Raw genomic sequence first — 20,628 nt, forward strand, 5'->3', positions numbered from 1 at the left:
ATCGAGCTGCGCCATCGGTCTGCATAGCTCACCATCTACACAGGCTTTGCCGCGAGGTCTTGGATGATGGTGTCGATCGCGATGCCTTCGTTGCGATAATATGTGCTTTTGGCAGGCGCGTTGGGCTCGGTGAGCCAGCCTCCGCTGTGATGCAGCGCAATCAGGTTCCAGTCGGTGTCGAAGACCGGCGAGCCCGACGAACCCGGCAGTGTGTCGGTCAGATACTGGACGCGGCCGCCGCCGACGAAGGCCACGACATTGGCGACGAACGAAATCTGTTTCTGCGCACCGCCGGGATGCTGGATGATGTTGACATGATCGCCGGCCTTGACGGTCATGGTTTTCAATTCCAACTCGCCCCATTTGGAGGCATCGCCCTTGATGCGGACGGCGGACCAATCATTGTCCTTGGAGGTACGAAGAGGCACGGCGGTGTCGATGTCGAACTGGTCGAGCGGCGCGTCGAGCCCGGCAACGGTGCGCTGATAGTTGAACTGGACCACCGTGCCCGCCAATGAAGCGCCGTCAGGCAAGACATGGTTGTTGGTGATCAGTATCCCGCCGGTGGTCATGAAGCCGGTGCCGGAGCTGCCATCCGCACGCTTGATGCGCACCACCGATCTTGCCCTGACAAGGCCGAGTTCGAGATAGCTGATCGGCACCAGCGTGCTCTTGTCGCCAAGGATTTTTTCGAGCTGGGCCGGCGCCGTCGCGCCGCTCCAATTGGCGGTCGCGGGGCCTTCGACCGGCGGCGGCGGGGCGTGCTGCTTTGCCTGCAGCAGTGCCTGGTCGCCGGGATTCTCATCGAGTGCAAAGGCGACGAGGTCGTCGGCCCTGGTCTCCTGCTTTGCGCGCTGGACAATCGCAAACCAGTTGTTGATCGCCTTGTTGTCAAAGGCGATCTGGGCCGTCGAAAGACCGACACCTTTGGCAACACGCACGCCGTCGCCGATCATCGGGTAAAGGTTGGCGAGGATGCGGTTGAGACTGTTCAGTTCGGATTGCGTCCATTCGGTCATGGGATTCCCTCCGACCCTAAGCCTTCTTCTTCCGCTTGCGTGATCCCGCCCGCATGGCAATTTCGGTGCCGCGAACCGTTTCGTACTGGTCGGCATCGACCAGCGACTGGTCGAAGCTGACGCCGGTCATTTCGGAGATTTCGGTCAGCGGGTACATGGCGCCGATGAATTCTTCGGAGACCGTGAACTCCAGTTCCGTGTCCGACAGATCCTGTTCGAGCACGAAGCCGTAGCTGGCGATGCCGTCACTGACGCGGGCGACCACCACCTTCCAGAAGCGGCGCGGCACCGGCGCGCGGAGACTGGTGCCTTTGGGACCCTTGCCGGCAAAGGTCCGGTCGTCTTCGGCGAGGACCGGCCCGGCGAAGACGCACAGCCGCTCGCTGGCCGCCTCCGACAGGACGTGGTTCTCAAGATCGCCCCAGTTCTTCTCGCCGCTGTCGGAGCGGTTGTAGCCTTCGACCTGGGGCGAGCAGTTGGTGACATGGAAGGAGCAGACATTGCCCCTGAGCAGAAGCTCGAACGTGCTGCCCCAGGCCACGTCATCGCGCCTGACGATATGGCCCTTGTCGAAGGCGCCCTGATCCTGGGTGTAGAAGACGTCGGGGATCTGGTACTTGTCGTCGAGCCGCAGATCCGGGAACCAGCGCTCGCTGAACAGGCCGCCGCGCGAATAGTTGCGGCCCTTTTCCGGCTCGCGCAGATTGCTCTCCTCGGTGACGTTGGAGGCGGTGAACAGCGCCAGCCGCCGCTTGGCGTGCATCTTGAGCGAAAAATTCTGGTAGTCGAGTTGCGTGCCGCCGGCCTTGAGCGGCGCCAGCACTGAGAGGTCGGTGGCCTCAGGCATCGGCACAACGACCGGCGCGAGTTTAGTGCCGCCAGAGAGAAATTTCTCGTCGTAGCCCTTATAGCCGGCATAGTCCGCGACCGTTTTGGGAACGAATGCGCCGCCTGGAGGGGTCGACTTGGCCGCTTCGAGCTCGACCGATTCCGTGACCGCTTCATGGGCAGGCGTTGCGCCGAGCGAGACGGTGATGCGCAACGGCACTTCGAAGGTGACGCTGCCGCCCGGCGAAACGACGACACCTCCGGATGGAGGCGTCTGAGTGGCGACGCCCGGGATCTGCTGGACGCCGCCGACTTCAACCAGGTTTACGCCCTCGGCCGGCGACCCGCTGTCCGCCTTGTTCCACCATGCGCCCCAATCGTTTGGGCCGCCGCTGGCGGCGCCGGCGAAATTGAGGCCGAGGTCGACGACACGCTGGTCCTTGGCGAGCGCGCCGGTGGGCACGGCGTAGTTGCGCTCGAGATAGCGGCCGGCGAAATGCAGCGCCACGACCTCGCCGGTGGCGAGGTTGATCATGGCGGTGCCGGAGTTGCCACCAGTGGTCGAGCAATCATGTGTCGCCGCGCTGACGATCTTGCCGAAACTCTCCGTATCGAAGCCGCCCTGCAGCATGCCCGGTTGCAGGCGCTTGACCTGGAAACGATTGCGCATGAGCTCGTTCTGGACATCGACTGCGTTGCGATTGTCGAACGCGGGATAGCCGATGGCGACGACTTCCTGGCGCAGCATATCGCGCGCGTCGGCGACCGCGAGCGACAGCGGCGTGATGTTGTCGGGCAGGCCTTCGACTTCGAGGATCGCCATGTCCCAATAGGGATGGATCATCCGGACATTGCGGATCTTGAAGACGTTTCCCGCCGCCGAATCGCGCTTGAAGTCGATGCCGGCGGCGCGGCCGTTGATGAATTGCACATTGCGGTCGCCAAGGCCGTCCGCAAATATCTGCGCCACATGACGGTTGGTCATCAGCAGGTTGCGGCCGACGACGAAGCCCGTGCCGCCGTAAGGGATATTGGTGTTCCACAACAGTTCGATACGCCCGATCGCCGGCAGGGCGGCTTCGATGCGCTGCTTCAATGCGGCCTCGCTGGTAAGCTTCGTCCACAGCGAATGGCCAGGTGTCGGAGCGCCGTCGAAAGTCAGCGTCGTAAAGGTGCCATCCTTGATGTCATAAACCGGCCGCAACTCCGGGATGATTATGGCTTCCAGATCGGAAAGCTGCTCGGGCGCGACTTCGGCGCCCCGCGCGAGGCTCTCCATGCCAGCGCGCGCCGATTCAAACGCCGCCTCCGTCTTGCCGGCTTCCGCAGGCGCAAGGGATTCCAGAGCGCCGCCTGCCATCGTCTCCACGTTGCCGAGGACTGATTCAGTCCCCTCGCCCCCGGTGACGAGATCGAGATATTGACGGATTCGCTGCTCTCTGCTGACCGGCATAGTCGCCCTCAAAGGTTCTGTCGAAGAAAAGAAATGTATTGCCCCATTTTAGACTGGTGCAATTCTGACTGGCAGGCAAGGAAACAAATCAACTCGCGTCGAAGATGACCGGAGTGCAACGTCGGCATGTCTCTTTGCCGCAGTCGCTCGCGCGATGTATGACGCTCGCATTATTTCAGCGATGCTGTATGTGATCTCCGTCACAGACGCTCACGCTGTTTGCGCCCACCTATCGCAACGGGTGGAAGGGCCATTGCGGCCGCTCGGTTTTACAGAAATTTTATCACCTATCCATTTTTATCAGTTGGCGCCTGCACGCGCGGCTCCTCTCGCCGCGCGTGCCGGCGGCTTTCCGCCCGGCACGAGCCAGGCACTGGGCGCGACCACTGCGCCAAGCCTTTACAAGGCGTAATCGCAAGGGATGAACGCCGGCCTTTGACGCGGTGCACTCTTGCCTTAGACTTCGGCCCTTAAACTTCGCCGATTGCGGCAATTGGGAATTTGGAACATGGCTTTTGGCGGCCCAAACGACAGAAACGATCTGCCGCGCTTGGCACGCATCGATCCAAAGCTGTTCGATATCCTGTTCAGCGGCTGCAAGGTCGAGCGCTACGCCGCCGGCCAGCATCTGTTCGTCCAGGAAGATGCCGCCGACCGGATCTACGGGGTGATGAGCGGCACGGTGGAAATCTCGATCTATTCGCCTGGCGGGCAGAAGCTGGTGGCCAATATCGAGCTGTCGCGCAGCCTCGTCGGCGAGATCGGCGCGCTTGACGGGCGGCCACGCACCGCCACCGCCATCTGCCTGACCGCTTGCGAGCTGGTTTCGCTCAGCAGGACACAACTCTTTGATCGCATTGAGAGAAATCCACCGCTGGCACGCGCGATGATCGAACTTCTGTGCGCCCGGCTGCGCTGGGTCAGCGGCGAACTCGGCGACCAGGCCTTCTTCGGCATCGAGGCGAGGCTCGCCAAACGCCTGGTCTTCCTGGCCAAGGTGATGGCCGACAGCGCCGGCTGGATCCCGATCTCGCAATCGGAACTCGGAGAGTTCCTCGGCGCCACGCGCGAGTCCGTCAACAAGACGCTCAACGACTGGCGCAACCGCTCGTTCATTGCCATCAAACGCGGCGGCCTGCGCATCACCGACACCGGGGCGCTGCGCCATATCGCCGAATCGCAGGACGACGACTGACGCCGATCCCGAATAGCCCCGGCTAAGACTCAGAGCCGCGAAATCAGGTAGCGCAGCGCCGAGCGGCTGGGCATGAAGAAGTATCCACCACCCTTGGTGGTGACGAATTGCGGCATGTCACGGAGCGTCGTGACCTTTTCCCATGACGGAATGGTGAACCTGCCATCACCGCTGCGCGAACCAATCGTCGGGTCCTTTTCAGCGACGAGGCCCTGGAACGTGGCCGACGAAACCCAGGTCTGCTGAATGAATTCGTACTGGCGCTCTATGTCGGCGTTGAGGCACATGAACAGCAGCCCTTTTTCGACCTTGCCATTCTTGCCGTCCTGCTTCTCATAGGTACGGCCGACCCGCAGGATACGATGGCGCTTGCCGATATTGATCTGCGTATCGCGGTCCTCACCCAGCGAGTCGCGTGGGTTGGAACGGCGAATGTGGGCACCAAGCGGGCAGCGATGGCCTTGCGGATCCTCGGCGCCAGCGGCGAAGTTGTTGTCGATGACGCGTCCCGGATGATCGGGGTTGCGCACCAGCGAGCTACCGTTCTGCCAGCGGCCGAGCATCTTGGCGGCAATCCAGTCTTGCGTGATGGCTTGGTTGCCGAGTTGGCTCGCGACCAAGGCTGCAGCCTTTTTGCAGTAGTTGTTGAAGACGTCGACGTGCTGCTCGAACTGGCGAATAACCAGGAATGAACCGTTGCGCCCGAAATCGCGCGGCGGTGGCGGCAGGCCCGGAATCAGCCGGCTACGGCGCACCTGCGAAAGGATTCCAGTCCGATCGCGTGATGCGCTTACCGAGGGCGAGGCTGGATAGAACCCATGCTCATCACGATAGCCGAACAGGAACTCGCCGGGCGCGACCAGATGCATGGGCGCGGCGCCCCTGCTGGCGCGGGTCGTGCCCCGGACAATCGGCTGCGAAATCCCGTCCGCGAAACCGAAATGCTCGTAGGCTGGCCCACGTTCCGACCGATCGTCACGCTTTGCCCCGTCGGACGATTTCGTCTTCGTGTCGGTCGGACCCCGGTTTACGGCGAGCGGCAGTTCGGCAACGACCTTCATGCCTGCACCGGTCGTCTTTCGTCTCACGGTGGCAATCTCGGTCTTCAACCGTCCCGGGTCTTCAGCATAGCAGACGATGACCAGGTCCACAGGGTTCTCCAGCGACCCCCACTCCCATTCGTCCGGGCCGTCGCGGCCTCGGTCGTCCAGTATGCGCCCACGCTCGGGGTTGCCCATGCCATGGCGAAAGGCGATCGGAAATGTTTCCAGTGGATCGCCCTCCACACCCTCGTCGAGCCCAAACTGCCGCAGGCCACCGGGACCAAAGGCGACTATCATAGCGCGCCCGGCGGGCCTGCCTTCGCCGAAACTCGTCTGCTCGACAACGAAATCGAGCCAGGCTCTGCGCTTGGGCGCCGGCAACTTGTCCGGCACCCGGATCGCAAGCATATGCGAATAAGCGAGCGGGCCGAGCGGGCCGAAGAAGATGGACTGGATCTCGCCGGTTTCCAGCTGCTGTTCGAGAGGCGCCGGAAAGGCAGAGCTGATATTGGCCAGCAGCGAAGTGGTCTTTTGAACGGTGGTTGTTTCGCTCGCCGGGCGCCGTAGCGAACCGAACAAGCTCAGCCAGTCGCGCGCCTCGTTGCCGACGGCGGAAGCAATGCCGCGCCTGACCCGGGAATTGATCCGGATGCGCTCTGTGTTGATTTGCGGATAGGCGGAGTACCAGAACAGGGTCGGCACCTGCTGGCGCCGCGCCCAGCGCTTGAAACGATCGCCGTCGCGCGCGCCGTCCAGGAACAGCCATCGTGTGCGTGGATAGCCCACGGTGTTGCTCCACACGCCGGTCAGGCCAGCGGACGCCTTGGCGATGAAGTCCTCAAGATAGCTTTCCCAGCTGCCGCCGTAGTTGGAGAAGAACATCAATCGGTTGGAGCCGGGCAGCAGTATCCAGCGGGCGAAATGGATGGTGTTGATGGTGTTGAGGAAGCCTGGCTTGAATACCTTCTGGGCAGCTATCGAGATCAGGTAGAAAGAAAACCTGAGCGCCAGCCGCCGCAGAATGCCGGCCTTCATCGTCGAAATCGCAGTCAGATGGTTTTGTGCCGCGTGGCCCTCCTTGACGAGTATCGCGTTCAATTCAGATATGCCGATTGATGTGCTTTCCGGCCGATCCCTGTCCTCGCGGCGTCGCAGCGCCAGCAAGCACGAAAACGCCAGCAGCGCCGCTGCCACCAACACTCCAAGTCCCGACAACAGAAGTGAGGTGATTGCTACGGCTATGGCGGTGAAGGAGATTTCCTGGGAACTGATGTCGATAGATCTGCCGAACACCACACCGTAGGTCATGTACCAGCAAGCAGCCCAGATGATCGCCACCGTGACGAAGACCGGTGGTACCAGCAACGTCGTCATCAGGGCACGGCCCCAATGACCCGGCGGCTTTTCCAGCAGGCTCTCGGCCGGCTCGAACGCCCAGGCAAACGTCCCTAATGACTGGACATGCTGGCGAACTTCAGCGAGCACGGCGGGAGCGTTGCCGGCGCCTTTGCGTGGCCGCTCGACGATGTCGCGCACGGCTTCGAAAAGCTGCTGCTCGGCCTTGATACGCTGGACCGAGTGCCCCGGCGTGCCCGAAAACACCAGTCCGGCATTGCTGCCGAAGGACGGCGATATGTCGACATTGTGCTTGCGCAGGAAATCGTTCAATGCGCCGCCATCGCGCAGATCGCAGACATCCTTGAAGATCGGCCGCAGCCGGTGCCCGATGGCGTGCGTGACCGCATCGATGACATCGTCGATGCTGCCGTCACCGGAAATCTCGAGAACCAGAGCTCCTTTTTCCTGACCGGAATCAGCGCCGATCTCGCCGGTGCCGACCACGGTCAGGCTGGTGAAGTGGACGGTGCCGGCAATGTCGAGCGCGGTGCGGATATCTTCGACGGCCGGGTTGCCGAGGCTGGCAACCTTGTCGCGGACAGCATCCAGCGACGCGGATCGGGTGACCGGGCAGACCACCGTCACCATGGACTGCGTTACGGTGCGGCAGAATTCTGCCCGTTCGAAATCGACCTTGAGGGTTTCGGGATAGGCGCCGATGCGGGTCATCCGCCCGGCCTTGCCGGGCATGCGGCGCACGCCCTGCTTCTGGAACAGGGCGCGCAGGCTTTCGCCGATCTGGATCCTGGCAATCTCGGCGCCGATGCACTGATGAATGCCGTGGCCGAACACCATGTAGTCGCGATGCGGGCGCGATGTGTCGAACTGGTCCGGGTTCTGCACGGCGTCGGCATCGAACATCGCCGACAGCGTCGCCGGCATCACCACCGTGCCGGCCTTCACCAGGCGCTCGCGGCGCGTACCCTTGCCGATGATCGCGTCGCGGGCCGTGTAGCGCCAGGGGCCGACCCAGATCGGCTTGAAGCGCATGGCTTCAAGGACGGCCCTGTCGAGCTTGGCGGTATCGTTTTCGGCCAATGCGGCATCGATAGCCTGCCGTGCGTCGGGCCGCGACAGGATCACGTCGAGGCAATTTCCGGCGGCCAGCACATTGGTCGGGACGAAGCCGGCGATCATGCCCAGCATGATCGAATTGAGGTCGTCCCGCGACAGGCGGCCCTGATCCATCTGGACAACCAGCCTCGCCAGCGGTTGCTCGGCCTTCAAGCCCCGGTCCCTGGCCGACTGGATGGAGCGATCGATGGCTTTGAGAAGACGGTCGCCCGCCACCACCGCGAGTTCGCGCATGACGGGGCTCGCCGTCGGGTCCGAAAAGAACAGCGCACTCAGCGCGATCGCCCAGTCGGCGAATTCGGATTCATCGTCGATCTCGACGCCGAAATAATCTCGACAGATGTGCACCGGGACGATCTTCATCAACCTGGAGATCGCATCGAAGCCGGGGCTGGCGCGCGTCATGATCTCTTGCGAATGACGCGCCGCGATCGGCCTGACGGCGGCTTCGACCTCGGCCGGCGGGAATGCACTCAGCACCGACGATTTCATGCGCCGGTAGTCGGCGCCGTCCTGCATGCCGAGGATGAAGTTCGATCCGCGGGCAAGCTCGGTCATTTCCGGGCCGTATGGGGTCTGGAATTCGTCGCCGCGCTCCAATATGTCGCGGACATCGGCGTTCTTGGTGACCACCAGAACACCGAAGAGCTTGCCGGTCGGGCGGATACGCCGCAACAGGGAAAGCGCCCAGCGGGGGTCTTCGGCCAGAGACCCGACGATGCGCGCAATCAGCCCTGTCTTGCGGATCCGGCCGAGATCGAACGGCGGAATTTCCGACAGCGGGCGCTGGTTTTTCTGGGCCGCGCGAATAGCGTCGAAATACTTCAGTTCGGTCATGCGCGTTCAAGCCCCCCGGCTATCCACGTTATTGCGATGCCGGCCGTTCAACGCCTAGGTTTGCATCGGTTGCACGTATGTGAATCTTTTCACAGTTGGTCCATGTTCCAGCCAGCATTGACGCCATGTTCATTTGGCCAGTCGGAAATTGGCGACGAGGATCTCGTTCGCGGCCTTGTCGGTGAACGGTATCCAGCGCACACGCTGTTCTGAAAAATCGGGATGCCGGGTGGTGAAAATGGTCATCTCGCGCCGCGCCTGTTCCGGCCGGCCGCTTCGCATCAGCGCGCCGATCTTCAGGAACCTGGAATAAAAATAGCCGGGAGACAGGTTGAGCGAGCGGTCGGCAGCAGCGATCGCCGCAGGCCAGTTCTCGACCAGACAATAGGCCGCCGTCAGTTCCCCCAGATTGTGGAAGCGGTAGAGGTCGAACGGGCTCAATCGCTCGGTATCGAGAAAGAACGGTATCGCTGACGCGGCATTGCCGAGCAGCAGCTGGGCGCTGCCCATGGCCGAGCGCGCGAAGGCAAAGCTCGGATTGATGTGGATCGCTTCCTCGAGATGGTCGACGGCCGACCGCGGTTCGCCGCGCATGATGTCGACGGCGCCGAGATGGGCGTGCGGGCGCGCATCCAGGCTGTCCACCAGCAACGCCTTGCGGGCAAACTGCTCGACCTTGTTCAAATCGTCGCTGTCGCCGAAACGCAGCCATGCCCGCCAGAAATACCACCACGCCAGTTCGTTGAGCACGGCGCTCGAGTTGGCGTCCTCGCGGTAGGCCTTCTGGAAGAACTCGAGTGCGGTTTCGGTGTCGCCGCGGGTGCGCCGGTTCATGTGCCAGCGGCCCCGTCGCACCAGTTGCCAGGTCTCCAGGCTTTCCCAGGGAACCTGGAAGGTGCGTGCCTGTTCCGCCCGGTCGACCTCCTTGTCGAGGATCGAAACGATCTCAGCGCCGATCTGGTCGCGCAGGTTAAAGATGTCGACCAGATCGCGATCGAAGCGCTGCGACCACACCAGCCGCCCGTTGGACGCGTCGGCCAGCGAGGTGTTGAGGCGGATCTGGCCACCATTGCGCATCAGCGTGCCGCTGACGATGTAGCGCGCGCCGAGCGCGTTGCCGATCACCCGCGTGCCCAGCGTGTCGTCGCGGAACTGGAAGCTGGAGCCCTTGGCGATGACCGAGAGCCATCTGGTGTTGGAAAGACCATAGATGATGTCCTCGGCGATGCCGTCGGCCATGTAGCCGATGTCATGCTCGCCGCCATCGGCGTGGAAGGGCAGGACGGCGATCGCCGGCGGCCCCTTGGACGACAGCTTCTGCTGCGCATTGGCCTGGGGAATGGCGGCGAACGACGCCGCCGGCGAGGATCCGTTGCCACTGCGGCCGGCGATCAGAACGCGCACCGGCAAGGCGATGTTCTTCAGCATGAATTCGCCGAGATCGGTGAATTCGGCCGCCGTCTTGTCCTTCACATGGTGCCAGGTCGTCTCCGAAACGGCGAGACCGTCGCCCGGCGCGAATTCCTGGAGTCTCGCGGCGATGTTGACGTCGTCGCCGTAGAGGCGTCCACCACGCACGATGACGTCGCCGGTGTTGATGCCGGCCCGAAACGGCATGCGCATGTCGTCGGCAACCTCGGCGTTGAGGGCGACGATGCGGCCCTGGAAATCAAAGGCCGCGCGCAACGCCTCGATCGGATTGCCGAACTCGGCCATGATGCTGTCGCCGGCGTCGCCGAACGTGCGGCCGCCAAATGTGCCACAGCTGTCGGCGATGATGTCGCGCCGTTCCTCGAATGCCGCGACAGCAGACTCGTCGTCGATGCCCATCAGCCGGGAGAACCCGACGGCATCGATAGAAATGATTGTCGCCAGCTGACGGGTGTAGTTCCGTACAGCCATGTTCGAGCCCCCGCTCCCTTTCTGGTTCTGGTCCAGCACAGGCGACGACCCGTTCCTGAAACACTTCGCCGCGCGCTGAGAGATGAAGATTCCGGCGGGGTTGGCGCGCCATGCCACCCCGCCAGGACCAGAAGTCTAGCAGGGTCTTGGGCAAAGCTCTACCACCATCGGGTTGTCCAGCGCGGGCCGTGGCAGCACTCATGGTTGGCCGGCGGTTGGCGCAAATATTGGCGTGCCGTCGCTCTGAGCGCGGAGATCTAGGGCTTCACGGAAGCTGCGCGATGTCAGCTCTCGGAACAAACTGTGCTGCCTGCGAGTTTCCGGTGCGGTTCATACCAACGTGAAATGAGGGTAATCATGCGAAATCTTGTTCTGGCGACCGGTGTCGTCGTTCTTCTGGCCGGCTCGACGGCCTTTGCCGCGGATGACAGCCCACTGCCGCCGACGAATGCCCAGAAACTGTCGGCAATCATCGCCAAGGTCGAGCAGCGCGACGGCTTTCGCTATGTGAAGGAGGTCGACTGGGACAAGGACGGCTACACCGTGACCTATTACACCGCCGACAAGGCGAAAGTCGAAATCACCTTCGATCCCGTGACCGCCGAACCGAAATAGCGCCGATACCGACACCGCTTCGGCAATTCCGTCCGCTGCGTTTTTTGCCTAGAATGGTGGCAGTTGTCGGACAACGGGGCGACCATGCTTTCTTCCAATCGAATTGCCAACTCGTTTGCGCTTGTCGTCGCACTTGCTGGCGGGGCGGTCTGCCTTGGTCCAGCGCGTGCCGACGGGCCGTCCTTCGACTGCCGCAAAGCCAGCCTGCCGGTGGAAAAGGCGATCTGTGCCGACCCGCGACTGTCGGCAATTGATGCCTTGGTGGCCGAGGCCTTTACGGGTTTCGAGCCAGCCTTTGGCGGCGACAAGCGCAAGATCGCCCGTGCGCTCATCGCCGACAGGAACGCCTGTGGGCAGGATGCCGCCTGCATCGTCAGCGCCCAGAACAATGCGCTGCAGACCTACGGCAATGCGCCGTCCTGGGTGCAGGACTACAACATCGCCCTGATCGGCAAGAAGGCGCTCGACACCGCGGCCCGCCATCCGGGCAGCCTCGACCAGCCCCTGCCCTCGTCGATCGGCCAATGCGCCTTGACCCACATCACCGCGCTGACGACGCGGCTCGGCGACGACCCGCTGGAAACCGCCGGCCCTGAAGCCGGCAGCCTGGCGCGGTTCAGCAATGGCGGCGCCGGGGTTTCCTACGAGCGGGAGCCTGGCCTTGCCAGTTCGAAAGCCGGCGATCCTGTCGTCATGTGCCTGATATCGATCCCGAGGGATTGTCCGCAGGGCGACGAGCGCGGGCGGGTCTATTACGGCGTCGACCTCACGATAAAAGGCACATGGGTTTTGCCGGATTCACAACATCTATGCGGCGGCGCCTGAAGATTTGCCGCAAAGCACTGCTGGATGCACTCTTGCGCCGATCCGCCTTTGATGGCTGAGTGCGCGTAACAGTTGCAGGGCACGGGGGTGCATGGCCATGGTTAAGCATGTTTTGAAGCGCATCCTGATGATGCTTGCCGGCTATTTCGTTTCGGTGCTGATCGGATTGTTCGCGGTCGTGGCGATATATTGCGCACTCGCCGTATTGCCCAACGCGCCGGACTATTTCGGCGCCATGCAATTTTCGCCCATTGTCGTGCTGCTGTGGCCGCCGCTCGGCATGGTCGTCTATTTCCTGACGATCGTGCTGACCGGCCTGCAGACGCTGATCTTCGCGCTGCTCGCCGAATTCTTTGCCCTGCGCAATTTCCTGGTGCACATGCTGTTTGGCGCCGCTGCCGCTGCAGCCGGCTTCTTCCTGGTCTGGCCGGCCGCGGAAGAGGATGCCGGACGCTGGGCCGATATCGGCATCATCGCCGCCGCCGGCCTCGTAGCCGGCCTGGTCTATTGGCTGATCGCGGGCCGCGACGCCGGCTTCCGGCGTCCGCTCATCCAGCGCTGATCGCAGGAAACGGGCGACCGTCTATCGGCCAAAAATCTAATAAAACCAGAGAGACAAAGTGAGTTCCTCGTTTCGTTGAACGAGGAACTCCGCTGGTTCAGCTCGTCGGCGAACGCACCGCTTCGGTCGCGTCCAGCGCCTGCATCAGCCGCGTGTCGCGGTCGTAGACGTCGTTGAAATATTCGACTTTGCCGGACAGGTCCGGCCAGGCAGTGAAGTAGGAGACATAGACGGGAATCGTGCGTGTCACGTCTTCGCTGGCATGGCCGTGCTTGAGCTTTTCGGCGATGTCGTCGACCGAGACGCCGAGCACCGCCGCCGCCATCCCACGTGGATCCTGAAGGCGAATACAGCCATGGCTGAGCGCCCGCATATCGCGCTGGAAGAAGGATTTTTGCGGCGTGTCGTGCATGTAGATGGCGTGCTTGTTGGGGAACAGGATCTTCAGTTCGCCCAGCGCATTGGCTTCGCTCGGCTGCTGGCGCACGCTGTAGGGAATGTTGGCGCCGTAGGCGCCCCAATTGACCGAGGAAGAGGGAACCCGCCTGCCGCGCGAATCGGTCACCTCGTAGCCGGCACGGTCGAGATAGCCCGGATCGCTACGCAGCCTTGGCAGCATCTCGTTGACGATGATCGACTGCGGCACGCCCCAATAGGGATGGAAATCGACCTGCTTGATCTCCTTGAAGAAGAAGGCGGTCTGGTTGGTGGTCCGGCCTATGACGACGCGGGTCTTCAGCTTCTCCTCGCCATTGTCGATATAGCTGGCGGTGAAGGCGGGCTGGTTGATGAACACCCGCGGGCTGCCGAGATCGGACGGCAGCCAGCGCAATTCTTCCAGCGCGACCTGCACCTTCTGCAGCCTGTCTGCCTTGGATGCGCCGGCGAGCGAGGCGACGGTGCGCGGGCCGATGACCCCATCGCCCTTCATGCCGGCCTTCACCTGCACGGCCTTGATGATCGGAACCAGTTCGGGAACATAGACATCGCTGGTGCCGAGACGAGACAGGATCTCGCCATAGGCGCCGCCCATCTCGTCGTCGAGATTGCGCGCGATCAGCGTCAGCAGCTTCGGCAGTTCGGCGCTGGTCTCGCCGGGCTTCAGCAACAGCTTGGGATCGACGACGATTTCGTTTTCGGCGCTCGCCTGCAGCGATTCAAGTTCGACGCGCAGCGCCTGATATTCCGCGTTCTGCGGGTGCCGCGATTCGAGGTAGGTGCGCACTTCCTGGGTGTGGGCCAGCGTCTTGAGCGCGCCTTCCATGTCGACCGGCTTCGGCGGAAATTCATAGTAGCCGGTGATGCGATTGGGATCGACGCGCCCGCTCTGGGCGTCACGGGCATAGCGCAGTACGCGCGCTGACAGCGCCATCTCGAAGCGGACGAGTTCCTTCAGATGGGCGTTGGCATCGACTGCCGATGCGTTGGCTGCTGGCACTTCGACCGTGTAGTCGGCCGACGTGAGACCATAGCTTGCGGCTTCGCCAAGCACCCGCACCGCATCCTGGGCGCGGGCATTGGGATTGCCCTCGTTCACCCAGATGAAATCAGGATTGGCAGAGTAATAGGCAATCAGTGCCTTGGCGATATCGGGCTCGGCATAGAGTTCATAGTCACGAAGGCCTGCAACGGCTTCGCGGAAGGCAGTGCTGGTCGCCGACGGCACAAAGGCGGCGTCTTCAGCTGTTGCCACCTGGGGAGGTGCCGCCACCAACGCGGCAAAGTCGACGCGCACCAGCCGGTCGGCCTTGTAGGTGTAGTAGGACGGGCTGCTGATCCTGGTGCCGCCGCCGCCCGATACGGCGGGCTTCGGCTTGCGCTTTGGCGGCGGCGGGAATTCGCCTTGCGGCCTGTGCTTGACGCCACCGCCGAACAGCATGTCGAACAGGCCTTGCGCGCTTGCCTGCGGCACACCGAAGGCCAGTGCTGCCGCCACTGCAAGCGGCATCACGGTGGCTTTATTTCCGAGGAATTTCATTAATCACCCGCTCCGGCTGCAAGCCGGCTCCCGTTCCGCGCCGCTAGACGATCTTGCCAACCGCATGGCGGATGTAAGGCGCTACTATACCGATTCATACCGATTTCGTTAAGCTTCCATAAATTTCCGCAGGCCTGTTGCAGAACGGTTTCACAACATCGTGACGTCTGGAGCGGCGTTGCCGCTCCAGACCGGTCAAAGCGGCTGCTGCTTCAGGCGTTGGCGCCACCGTCGATGGTGAGCGCGGCGCCGGTGACGAAGCGCCCTTCCGGACCGGCGAGCCAGGCAACCATGCCGGCGATCTCGTCAGCCTTGCCGAAGCGGGGCGTCGCCATCTTCCGCCGCTGGTGTTCGGCATGCGGGCCTTCGGCCGGGTTCATGTCGGTGTCGGTCGAACCGGGATGAACGACATTGGCGGTGATGCCGCGCGGACCGAGGTCTCGCGCCAGCGCCTTGGTCAGGCCGACCAGCGCAGCCTTGCTGGTCGAATAGGCGCTGAGGCTGGTGTCGGTGACGCGCTCGGCCAGATTGCTGCCGATCGAAATGATGCGGCCGCCCTCGCCCATGTGAGCCGCTGCCGCCTTCGAGGCCACGAACGGCGCTCTCAGATTGACCTCAATGGTCTCGTCAAAGTCGGCCAGCGACATCTGTTCGATGGGCGCCGCGCGCCAGATGCCGGCGCTGTTGACCAGGATGTCGAGCCGGCCGAAGGCATTCACCGCCTCGGTGACCGAGCCTTCGATGGCGGCGGCGTCGCGATTGTCGGCTTGGATGGCGATCGCGCGACCACCTGCCGCTATAATCTCGGCGACGACAGCTTGGGCCGGCGCCGAGCTGTTGACGTAGGTGATGGCAACGTCGGCGCCATCGGCCGCAAGCCGTTTTGCTATCGCAGCACCTATGCCGCGGCTGCCGCCGGTGACCAGTGCTGCCTTGCCGTTCAATCCGTTCGCTGACATGTCATTTCTCCGTTATGTAACGATCGATACATAAATATCTGGCAACCTTGCCTGGCGACGTCAAGTGAATTATGTATCGATCAACACAGAAAAGATCGTCATGCCGGAAAAAGGCCGTCCCCGCACCTTCGATCGAACCGCCGCCTTGCGGCAGGCGATGGAGCTGTTCTGGGCCAAAGGCTATGAGGGCACCTCGATCGCCGACCTGACCGCGGCGATGGGGATCAGCTCGCCCAGCCTCTATGCCGCCTTCGGCAGCAAGGAGGCGCTGTTTCTGGAAGCGACCGAGTATTACACCCGCAACGAAGGCACCGAGATCTGGAGCGCGCTGGACGAAGCGCCGACGGCATGCCAGGCGATCGAGAATTTCCTGCGCCAGACGGCAAAAGCGTACTCTCAGGACGACCGCCCGCAGGGCTGTCTCATCGCGCTGGGCGCACTGCACCAGGATTCAAGCAGCGGCGCGATCTGCGATGATTTGCGCCGCCGCCGCGCCGAAAACCACACCCTCTTGCTGAGACGGCTGGAACGCGGTGTGGCGGAAGGCGAATTGCCGGCGGGCTTCGACAGCAACGCGGCGGCGACCTTCTATGCGACGGTCCAGCACGGCATGTCGATCCAGGCCCGCGACGGCGCCTCGTGCGAAGCGCTGATGGCCACAGTGGCCGGAGCGATGGCGGCGTGGCAGGGGCTGGTCGGAACAGCGTGACAAAGCGCGGAGCTTGTGCTGGAAATCCAGTCGGCGGCGAAATGCGCCGGGAGGGATCATCCGTGAAAAAAGGGTATCGCGAGTTGCTCGACGAGGCCAATGCCGAGATCGAGGTGGTCTCGCCCGAGGAAGCGGCCGGGCTGCTCGACGACGAGGACACCATCTTCGTCGACCTGCGCGATCCACGCGAGATCGAGCGGGACGGCCAGATCCCCGGCGCCAAACATGTCACTCGCGGCATGCTGGAATTCTGGATCGATCCCGAAAGCCCTTACCACAAGCCGTTCTTTGCCTCGGGCAAAAGCTTCGTCTTCTTTTGCGCCGGCGGCTGGCGCTCGGCGCTGGCCACCAAGACGGCGCAGGATATGGGGCTGTCGCCGGTCAAGCACATCCTTGGCGGCTATACCGCCTGGAAGGCGGCCGGATTGCCCGTCGAGCCGGGCGGCAAGAAGAACGGTTAGCTCACCGCTCCGGCGTTGTCGGAGTCGACAATACACCCATTGGAATCAATGCAGTATCAGCTCGCGCTCGTTTTTGACAAAAGTCACAGCGCGTTCGACAACACCTTTGTCGGCGAGAATGCGACGGTGGCCGAGCCCATCGGCCCAGTGCAGCCGCACATGGCTGCCGGCGCCGGCATAACGTGTGGCATGATCGGCGGGGACTTCGCGGTCGTCCGGCGCGTGGATGACCAGCGTCGGCACCGGCGCCTCAGCCAACTGGCGGTCGCCGGTGAATTCATGCAGCGGCCGGCCCGACAGCCTTTTCACCTGATCGGCCATGGAAACCTGCGAACGCGGACCGACATTGAGCATGCGGCTGAAGTCGGCGAAGATCGCCGGCAGGGAACTTGGCGCGGCGACCAGCACCAGCCGCTCGGCCGCGACGGGCTGGATACCCTTGATCGAACCGGCAATGGCATTGGCGGCGACGGCGCCACCGAAGGAATGGCCGACGATCGCCTTGAACGGACCGAACCATTCGCCGGCGACCCTGACCGCCTCGACCGCATTGACCATATTGAGATGACGGCCCAGCGACTGGCCATGGCCCGGCAGGTCGAGCGAGGCGACCCGGTAGCCCGCATCGCGAAAGCCTTCGATCAGCGCCCGCATATATTCCGTGCGCGAACGCCAGCCATGGACCACCAGCACCGTGCCGGCGGACGCCCTGCCCGGCTCGGGCCGGAATTCGTGCACCATGACGCAGCCGGCCTTGGTCGTCAGCCGATGATGGCGCGCCTCGGCCATGAAGCCGGCGGCGCGGTCGACCGCACGCCGCTCGCCGTCGCTGAGCGCCTTCACGCTCGGCGTGCGGCAGAACAGTTCGAAGGCCGCGCGCCCGCTCAGACGCGGCGCCACAAGCTCGGCCGCGCCGAACACGCCCCGGATGACCTTCAGTCCAAATGATGCCATAGTGGCGATCCATCCATTCCGTTCAAGCATGAACATAATAGTTCAAACATGAACATTAAACAAGAGCTGCCCTGGGACAACCCGCGCTTTCGCAACTGGGTCGCGGTGGCGCGCGCCTGCCATGTGCTGGAGCGTGCGCTGGCGGTAAAGCTGGCGCCGCTGGACCTCAAGCCGGCGCAGCTCGACGTGCTGATGAACCTCTATCGCCATCCCGGCATGTCGCAGCACGATCTCGCCCGCAAACTGCTGGTCGGCCGCTCCAACATCACCATGCTGTTGCCGCAGCTCGAGGCGCGCGGCCTGTTGCGCCGCGAAGGCGATGAGAAGGACAAGCGCGTGCTGCGGCTGACGCTTACCGAGGCCGGCACGGAGCTCCTGATGAAAGCGCTGAAGGTGCATATGGCGCTGATCGAAAAGGCGATGAGCCAGTCGACAGCGGAACAGTGCGACATGATCGGCGAACAGATGCGCAAGATCTATGACGTGCTGAAGGATACCTGAGCCGTTCGATCCACGCGCCTCCCACCTCACCACATCGTCTTCTTCGCCCGCTCCGGCCATTCCTTGTCGTAAGTACCGGCATCGATATTCTTGCGGCTGGTGACTTCCAGGATTGTTCCGGGTGTCGGCAGCGATTTCGGGTCGACGTGCTTTGCCGGATTCCACAGCTCCGAACGGACGATCGCGCGGGCGCACTGGAAATAGACCGAATCGACATCGACCACGGTGACCGAGCGCGCCGGCTTGCCTTCGACGGCGAAGGAGGCGCAAAGCGCGGCGTCGGTGGTGATGCGGGCGCGGCCGTTGACGCGCAGCGTCGTGCCCGAACCCGGCACAAGAAACAGCAGTCCGACGCGCGGATCGCGGATGATGTTCTTAAGCGAATCGGCGCGGTTGTTGCCGCGTCGGTCCGGCATCATCAGCGTTCTCGGGTCATGCATGCGCACAAAGCCGGCGAGATCGCCGCGCGGCGAGCAGTCCAGCCCTTCCGGCCCGCTCGTCGCCAAAGCGACAAAAGGCGAGGCTTCGATGAAGGCGGCATATTCGGGAATGACGTGGTCGAGTTCCTTGACCGTCGACGCTTCGCCGGGCAGGCCGTAGAGGGCTTCGAGCTGTTCGACCGTGGTGATGTCAGACATCTTCCCGTCTCCGAACCGTTGCCAGCGTTACCCCCAGTCATGACGTTTTGCCGACAGTGCCGAACTAGCGGTCGCGGCTCAGTCCCTTCTCCTGGAGCTCGGCGAGATAGGCATTCCAGCGCGCGTCCTTTTCGTGGCCAAGCGTGTGCAGGTAATTCCAGGTGAAGATGCCGGTGTCGTGAAAATCGTCGAAGGTGATGCGCACGGCGTAGTTGCCGACCGGCTCGATCTTCAGGATAGCAACGTTACGCTTGCCGGGAACCGTCACCCGCTGGTCCGGCGAATGGCCCTGCACCTCGGCCGAGGGTGAAGCGACGCGCAGCAGTTCGGCCGGCAGTTCGAACGGCCGATGATCGGGAAAGGTGACGGACAGCAGTTTTCTGTCCTTCGAGACCCTGAGTTCCTTCGGCGCCGTCATTGTTCTGCATCCCGTCAATCCGCCCTTCCCTACGCTGCTTCGCGCGAGCGGAAAAGGCCATTTGGACCCGGCCGACACCGGATGTCGGCCAGGGAATGTCACCAAAGATCGAGAGCGGCTATCTTGAATGGCGGGTTGGATCGTATCACATAGCCGTATATAACGGCGCCACTCGCAGCATTGGAAACGCTTGAACGCATGGACATGATCGATCCCTTCGGTCGCACGATCAGCTACTTGCGCGTGTCGGTCACCGACCGCTGCGATTTCCGCTGCACCTATTGCATGGCCGAGGACATGGCGTTCCTGCCCAAGAAGGACCTGCTGTCGCTCGAGGAACTCGACCGGCTCTGCACCGTCTTCATCGAAAAGGGCGTGCGCAAACTGCGCCTCACCGGCGGCGAGCCGCTGGTGCGCAAGAACATCATGCATCTGGTGCGCCAGCTGTCGCGGCACTTGAAGAGCGGCGCGCTGGAAGAGTTGACGCTGACCACCAATGGCTCGCAGCTGTCGCGCTTTGCCGCCGAGCTTGCCGATTGCGGTGTCGAGCGCATCAATGTCTCGCTCGACACTCTCGATGCCGACAAGTTCCACGCCATCACCCGCTGGGGCCATCTCGGCAAGGTCATGCAAGGCATCGATGCCGCGCAGGCGGCGGGGCTGAAGGTGAAGCTCAACGCCGTTGCGCTGAAGGATTTCAACGACGTCGAGCTGCCGGAGATGATGCGCTGGGCGCATGGCCGCGGCATGGACTTGACCGTCATCGAAACCATGCCGATGGGCGAGATCGACGCCGACCGCACCGATCAGTATCTGCCGCTGTCGCTGCTGCGCGCTTCGCTTGAGCGCCAGTTCACGCTGAGCGACATCCCCTACAAGACCGGCGGTCCGGCCCGCTACGTCCATGTCGCAGAGACCGGCGGCAGGCTGGGCTTCATCACGCCGATGACGCATAATTTCTGCGAAAGCTGCAACCGCGTGCGGCTGACCTGCACCGGCACGCTCTATATGTGCCTGGGTCAGGAGGATGCCGCCGACCTGCGCGCGCCGTTGCGTGCCTCCGAAGGCAACGAGCTGGTCGCTGCTGCCATCGACGAAGCGATCGGCCGCAAGCCGAAGGGCCATGATTTCATCATCGACCGCCGCACCAGCCGCCCCTCGGTATCCAGGCATATGAGCGTCACCGGCGGCTGATTTTTCCGAGATTTGGTGCAAGGAGTGTCTCCATAGAGCAGTTCACCGTTTCACGGCGAACCGCT

At 62.9% G+C, this 20,628-nt stretch carries 17 protein-coding genes; 8 read left to right on the forward strand and 9 right to left on the reverse strand.

The features are described from left to right. Positions 1 to 35: 35 nt before the first annotated feature. Both NKJ64_RS10040 and NKJ64_RS10045 read right to left on the reverse strand, forming a co-directional pair. Positions 36 to 1,019: a trypsin-like peptidase domain-containing protein gene (locus tag NKJ64_RS10040; RefSeq protein ID WP_023755269.1), complete on the reverse strand. Its 984-nt coding sequence runs from the start codon at positions 1,017 to 1,019 to the stop codon at positions 36 to 38. A 16-nt stretch (positions 1,020 to 1,035) separates the two neighbouring features. Beyond that, positions 1,036 to 3,300: a DNA/RNA non-specific endonuclease gene (locus tag NKJ64_RS10045; protein ID WP_023829838.1), complete on the reverse strand. Its 2,265-nt coding sequence runs from the start codon at positions 3,298 to 3,300 to the stop codon at positions 1,036 to 1,038. Positions 3,301 to 3,808: 508 nt separating this feature from the next. Here NKJ64_RS10045 and NKJ64_RS10050 point away from each other — a divergent pair. Beyond that, positions 3,809 to 4,495, forward strand: a complete 687-nt coding sequence (locus NKJ64_RS10050) for a Crp/Fnr family transcriptional regulator (protein WP_023668987.1) — start codon at positions 3,809 to 3,811, stop codon at positions 4,493 to 4,495. A 29-nt stretch (positions 4,496 to 4,524) separates the two neighbouring features. Here NKJ64_RS10050 and NKJ64_RS10055 read toward each other — a convergent pair whose 3' ends face one another. Continuing rightward, on the reverse strand, positions 4,525 to 8,847 hold the full coding sequence (locus tag NKJ64_RS10055; protein WP_352462458.1) for a cytochrome P450: 4,323 nt from the start codon (positions 8,845 to 8,847) through the stop codon (positions 4,525 to 4,527). 129 nt (positions 8,848 to 8,976) lie between these two features. Continuing rightward, positions 8,977 to 10,749, reverse strand: coding sequence for an adenylate/guanylate cyclase domain-containing protein (locus NKJ64_RS10060; RefSeq protein ID WP_023825553.1), 1,773 nt, complete (start codon positions 10,747 to 10,749; stop codon positions 8,977 to 8,979). A 357-nt stretch (positions 10,750 to 11,106) separates the two neighbouring features. Here NKJ64_RS10060 and NKJ64_RS10065 point away from each other — a divergent pair, with 357 nt between their 5' ends. From NKJ64_RS10065 to NKJ64_RS10075, 3 genes are all read left to right on the forward strand, one after another. Further along, entirely contained in the window at positions 11,107 to 11,364 is a 258-nt protein-coding gene (locus NKJ64_RS10065) for a PepSY domain-containing protein (RefSeq protein WP_023668990.1), read from the forward strand. 84 nt (positions 11,365 to 11,448) lie between these two features. Beyond that, the gene (locus NKJ64_RS10070) at positions 11,449 to 12,189 is read left to right on the forward strand and encodes a lysozyme inhibitor LprI family protein (RefSeq protein WP_352462460.1); all 741 of its coding nucleotides are present in this window, start codon (positions 11,449 to 11,451) and stop codon (positions 12,187 to 12,189) included. 91 nt (positions 12,190 to 12,280) lie between these two features. Next, a complete protein-coding gene (locus NKJ64_RS10075; protein WP_023668992.1) occupies positions 12,281 to 12,751 on the forward strand; it encodes a hypothetical protein in 471 nt (156 codons plus the stop codon). A gap of 97 nt (positions 12,752 to 12,848) precedes the next feature. Here NKJ64_RS10075 and NKJ64_RS10080 read toward each other — a convergent pair whose 3' ends face one another. After that, positions 12,849 to 14,729: a L,D-transpeptidase family protein gene (locus NKJ64_RS10080; protein WP_023755272.1), complete on the reverse strand. Its 1,881-nt coding sequence runs from the start codon at positions 14,727 to 14,729 to the stop codon at positions 12,849 to 12,851. 212 nt (positions 14,730 to 14,941) lie between these two features. Beyond that, positions 14,942 to 15,688, reverse strand: a complete 747-nt coding sequence (locus tag NKJ64_RS10085; protein WP_023688499.1) for a 3-oxoacyl-ACP reductase family protein — start codon at positions 15,686 to 15,688, stop codon at positions 14,942 to 14,944. Positions 15,689 to 15,788: 100 nt separating this feature from the next. Between NKJ64_RS10085 and NKJ64_RS10090 the strand changes: the two genes are divergently transcribed. Further along, positions 15,789 to 16,397 (forward strand): TetR/AcrR family transcriptional regulator, encoded by a 609-nt coding sequence (locus NKJ64_RS10090; RefSeq protein ID WP_023755273.1) that lies wholly within the window; start codon positions 15,789 to 15,791, stop codon positions 16,395 to 16,397. A gap of 62 nt (positions 16,398 to 16,459) precedes the next feature. Further along, the gene (locus NKJ64_RS10095) at positions 16,460 to 16,858 is read left to right on the forward strand and encodes a rhodanese-like domain-containing protein (protein ID WP_023688500.1); all 399 of its coding nucleotides are present in this window, start codon (positions 16,460 to 16,462) and stop codon (positions 16,856 to 16,858) included. Between the two features lie 45 nt (positions 16,859 to 16,903). Here the strand turns inward: NKJ64_RS10095 and NKJ64_RS10100 are convergent, their stop codons facing one another. Beyond that, positions 16,904 to 17,812, reverse strand: a complete 909-nt coding sequence (locus NKJ64_RS10100) for an alpha/beta hydrolase (protein WP_023710493.1) — start codon at positions 17,810 to 17,812, stop codon at positions 16,904 to 16,906. Positions 17,813 to 17,860: 48 nt separating this feature from the next. On the opposite strand from NKJ64_RS10100, the gene NKJ64_RS10105 reads away from it, so the two are divergent. After that, positions 17,861 to 18,313: a MarR family winged helix-turn-helix transcriptional regulator gene (locus NKJ64_RS10105; protein ID WP_023668997.1), complete on the forward strand. Its 453-nt coding sequence runs from the start codon at positions 17,861 to 17,863 to the stop codon at positions 18,311 to 18,313. Positions 18,314 to 18,339: 26 nt separating this feature from the next. On the opposite strand, the gene NKJ64_RS10110 is transcribed toward NKJ64_RS10105, so the two are convergent. Both NKJ64_RS10110 and NKJ64_RS10115 read right to left on the reverse strand, forming a co-directional pair. Next, positions 18,340 to 18,951: a pyridoxamine 5'-phosphate oxidase family protein gene (locus tag NKJ64_RS10110; protein ID WP_023682499.1), complete on the reverse strand. Its 612-nt coding sequence runs from the start codon at positions 18,949 to 18,951 to the stop codon at positions 18,340 to 18,342. Positions 18,952 to 19,015: 64 nt separating this feature from the next. Beyond that, complete coding sequence (locus NKJ64_RS10115) at positions 19,016 to 19,369, reverse strand: gamma-butyrobetaine hydroxylase family protein (RefSeq protein WP_023668999.1); 354 nt, start codon at positions 19,367 to 19,369, stop codon at positions 19,016 to 19,018. A gap of 198 nt (positions 19,370 to 19,567) precedes the next feature. Between NKJ64_RS10115 and moaA the strand changes: the two genes are divergently transcribed. Then, on the forward strand, positions 19,568 to 20,563 hold the full coding sequence (moaA, locus tag NKJ64_RS10120) for a GTP 3',8-cyclase MoaA (protein ID WP_031193366.1): 996 nt from the start codon (positions 19,568 to 19,570) through the stop codon (positions 20,561 to 20,563). Positions 20,564 to 20,628 lie beyond the last annotated feature (65 nt).

Source organism: Mesorhizobium sp. M0062 (genome assembly GCF_040323125.1).
GTDB lineage: Bacteria > Pseudomonadota > Alphaproteobacteria > Rhizobiales > Rhizobiaceae > Mesorhizobium.

Excerpts from the sequence above, each read along its gene's own strand:
- NKJ64_RS10040 (WP_023755269.1), bottom strand. The coding sequence starts at position 1,019 with ATGACCGAATGGACGCAATCCGAACTGAACAGTCTCAACCGCATCCTC.
- NKJ64_RS10045 (WP_023829838.1), bottom strand. The coding sequence starts at position 3,300 with ATGCCGGTCAGCAGAGAGCAGCGAATCCGTCAATATCTCGATCTCGTC.
- NKJ64_RS10050 (WP_023668987.1), top strand. The coding sequence starts at position 3,809 with ATGGCTTTTGGCGGCCCAAACGACAGAAACGATCTGCCGCGCTTGGCA.
- NKJ64_RS10055 (WP_352462458.1), bottom strand. The coding sequence starts at position 8,847 with ATGACCGAACTGAAGTATTTCGACGCTATTCGCGCGGCCCAGAAAAAC.
- NKJ64_RS10060 (WP_023825553.1), bottom strand. The coding sequence starts at position 10,749 with ATGGCTGTACGGAACTACACCCGTCAGCTGGCGACAATCATTTCTATC.
- NKJ64_RS10065 (WP_023668990.1), top strand. The coding sequence starts at position 11,107 with ATGCGAAATCTTGTTCTGGCGACCGGTGTCGTCGTTCTTCTGGCCGGC.
- NKJ64_RS10070 (WP_352462460.1), top strand. The coding sequence starts at position 11,449 with ATGCTTTCTTCCAATCGAATTGCCAACTCGTTTGCGCTTGTCGTCGCA.
- NKJ64_RS10075 (WP_023668992.1), top strand. The coding sequence starts at position 12,281 with ATGGCCATGGTTAAGCATGTTTTGAAGCGCATCCTGATGATGCTTGCC.
- NKJ64_RS10080 (WP_023755272.1), bottom strand. The coding sequence starts at position 14,729 with ATGAAATTCCTCGGAAATAAAGCCACCGTGATGCCGCTTGCAGTGGCG.
- NKJ64_RS10085 (WP_023688499.1), bottom strand. The coding sequence starts at position 15,688 with ATGTCAGCGAACGGATTGAACGGCAAGGCAGCACTGGTCACCGGCGGC.
- NKJ64_RS10090 (WP_023755273.1), top strand. The coding sequence starts at position 15,789 with ATGCCGGAAAAAGGCCGTCCCCGCACCTTCGATCGAACCGCCGCCTTG.
- NKJ64_RS10100 (WP_023710493.1), bottom strand. The coding sequence starts at position 17,812 with ATGGCATCATTTGGACTGAAGGTCATCCGGGGCGTGTTCGGCGCGGCC.
- NKJ64_RS10105 (WP_023668997.1), top strand. The coding sequence starts at position 17,861 with ATGAACATTAAACAAGAGCTGCCCTGGGACAACCCGCGCTTTCGCAAC.
- NKJ64_RS10110 (WP_023682499.1), bottom strand. The coding sequence starts at position 18,951 with ATGTCTGACATCACCACGGTCGAACAGCTCGAAGCCCTCTACGGCCTG.
- NKJ64_RS10115 (WP_023668999.1), bottom strand. The coding sequence starts at position 19,369 with ATGACGGCGCCGAAGGAACTCAGGGTCTCGAAGGACAGAAAACTGCTG.
- moaA (WP_031193366.1), top strand. The coding sequence starts at position 19,568 with ATGGACATGATCGATCCCTTCGGTCGCACGATCAGCTACTTGCGCGTG.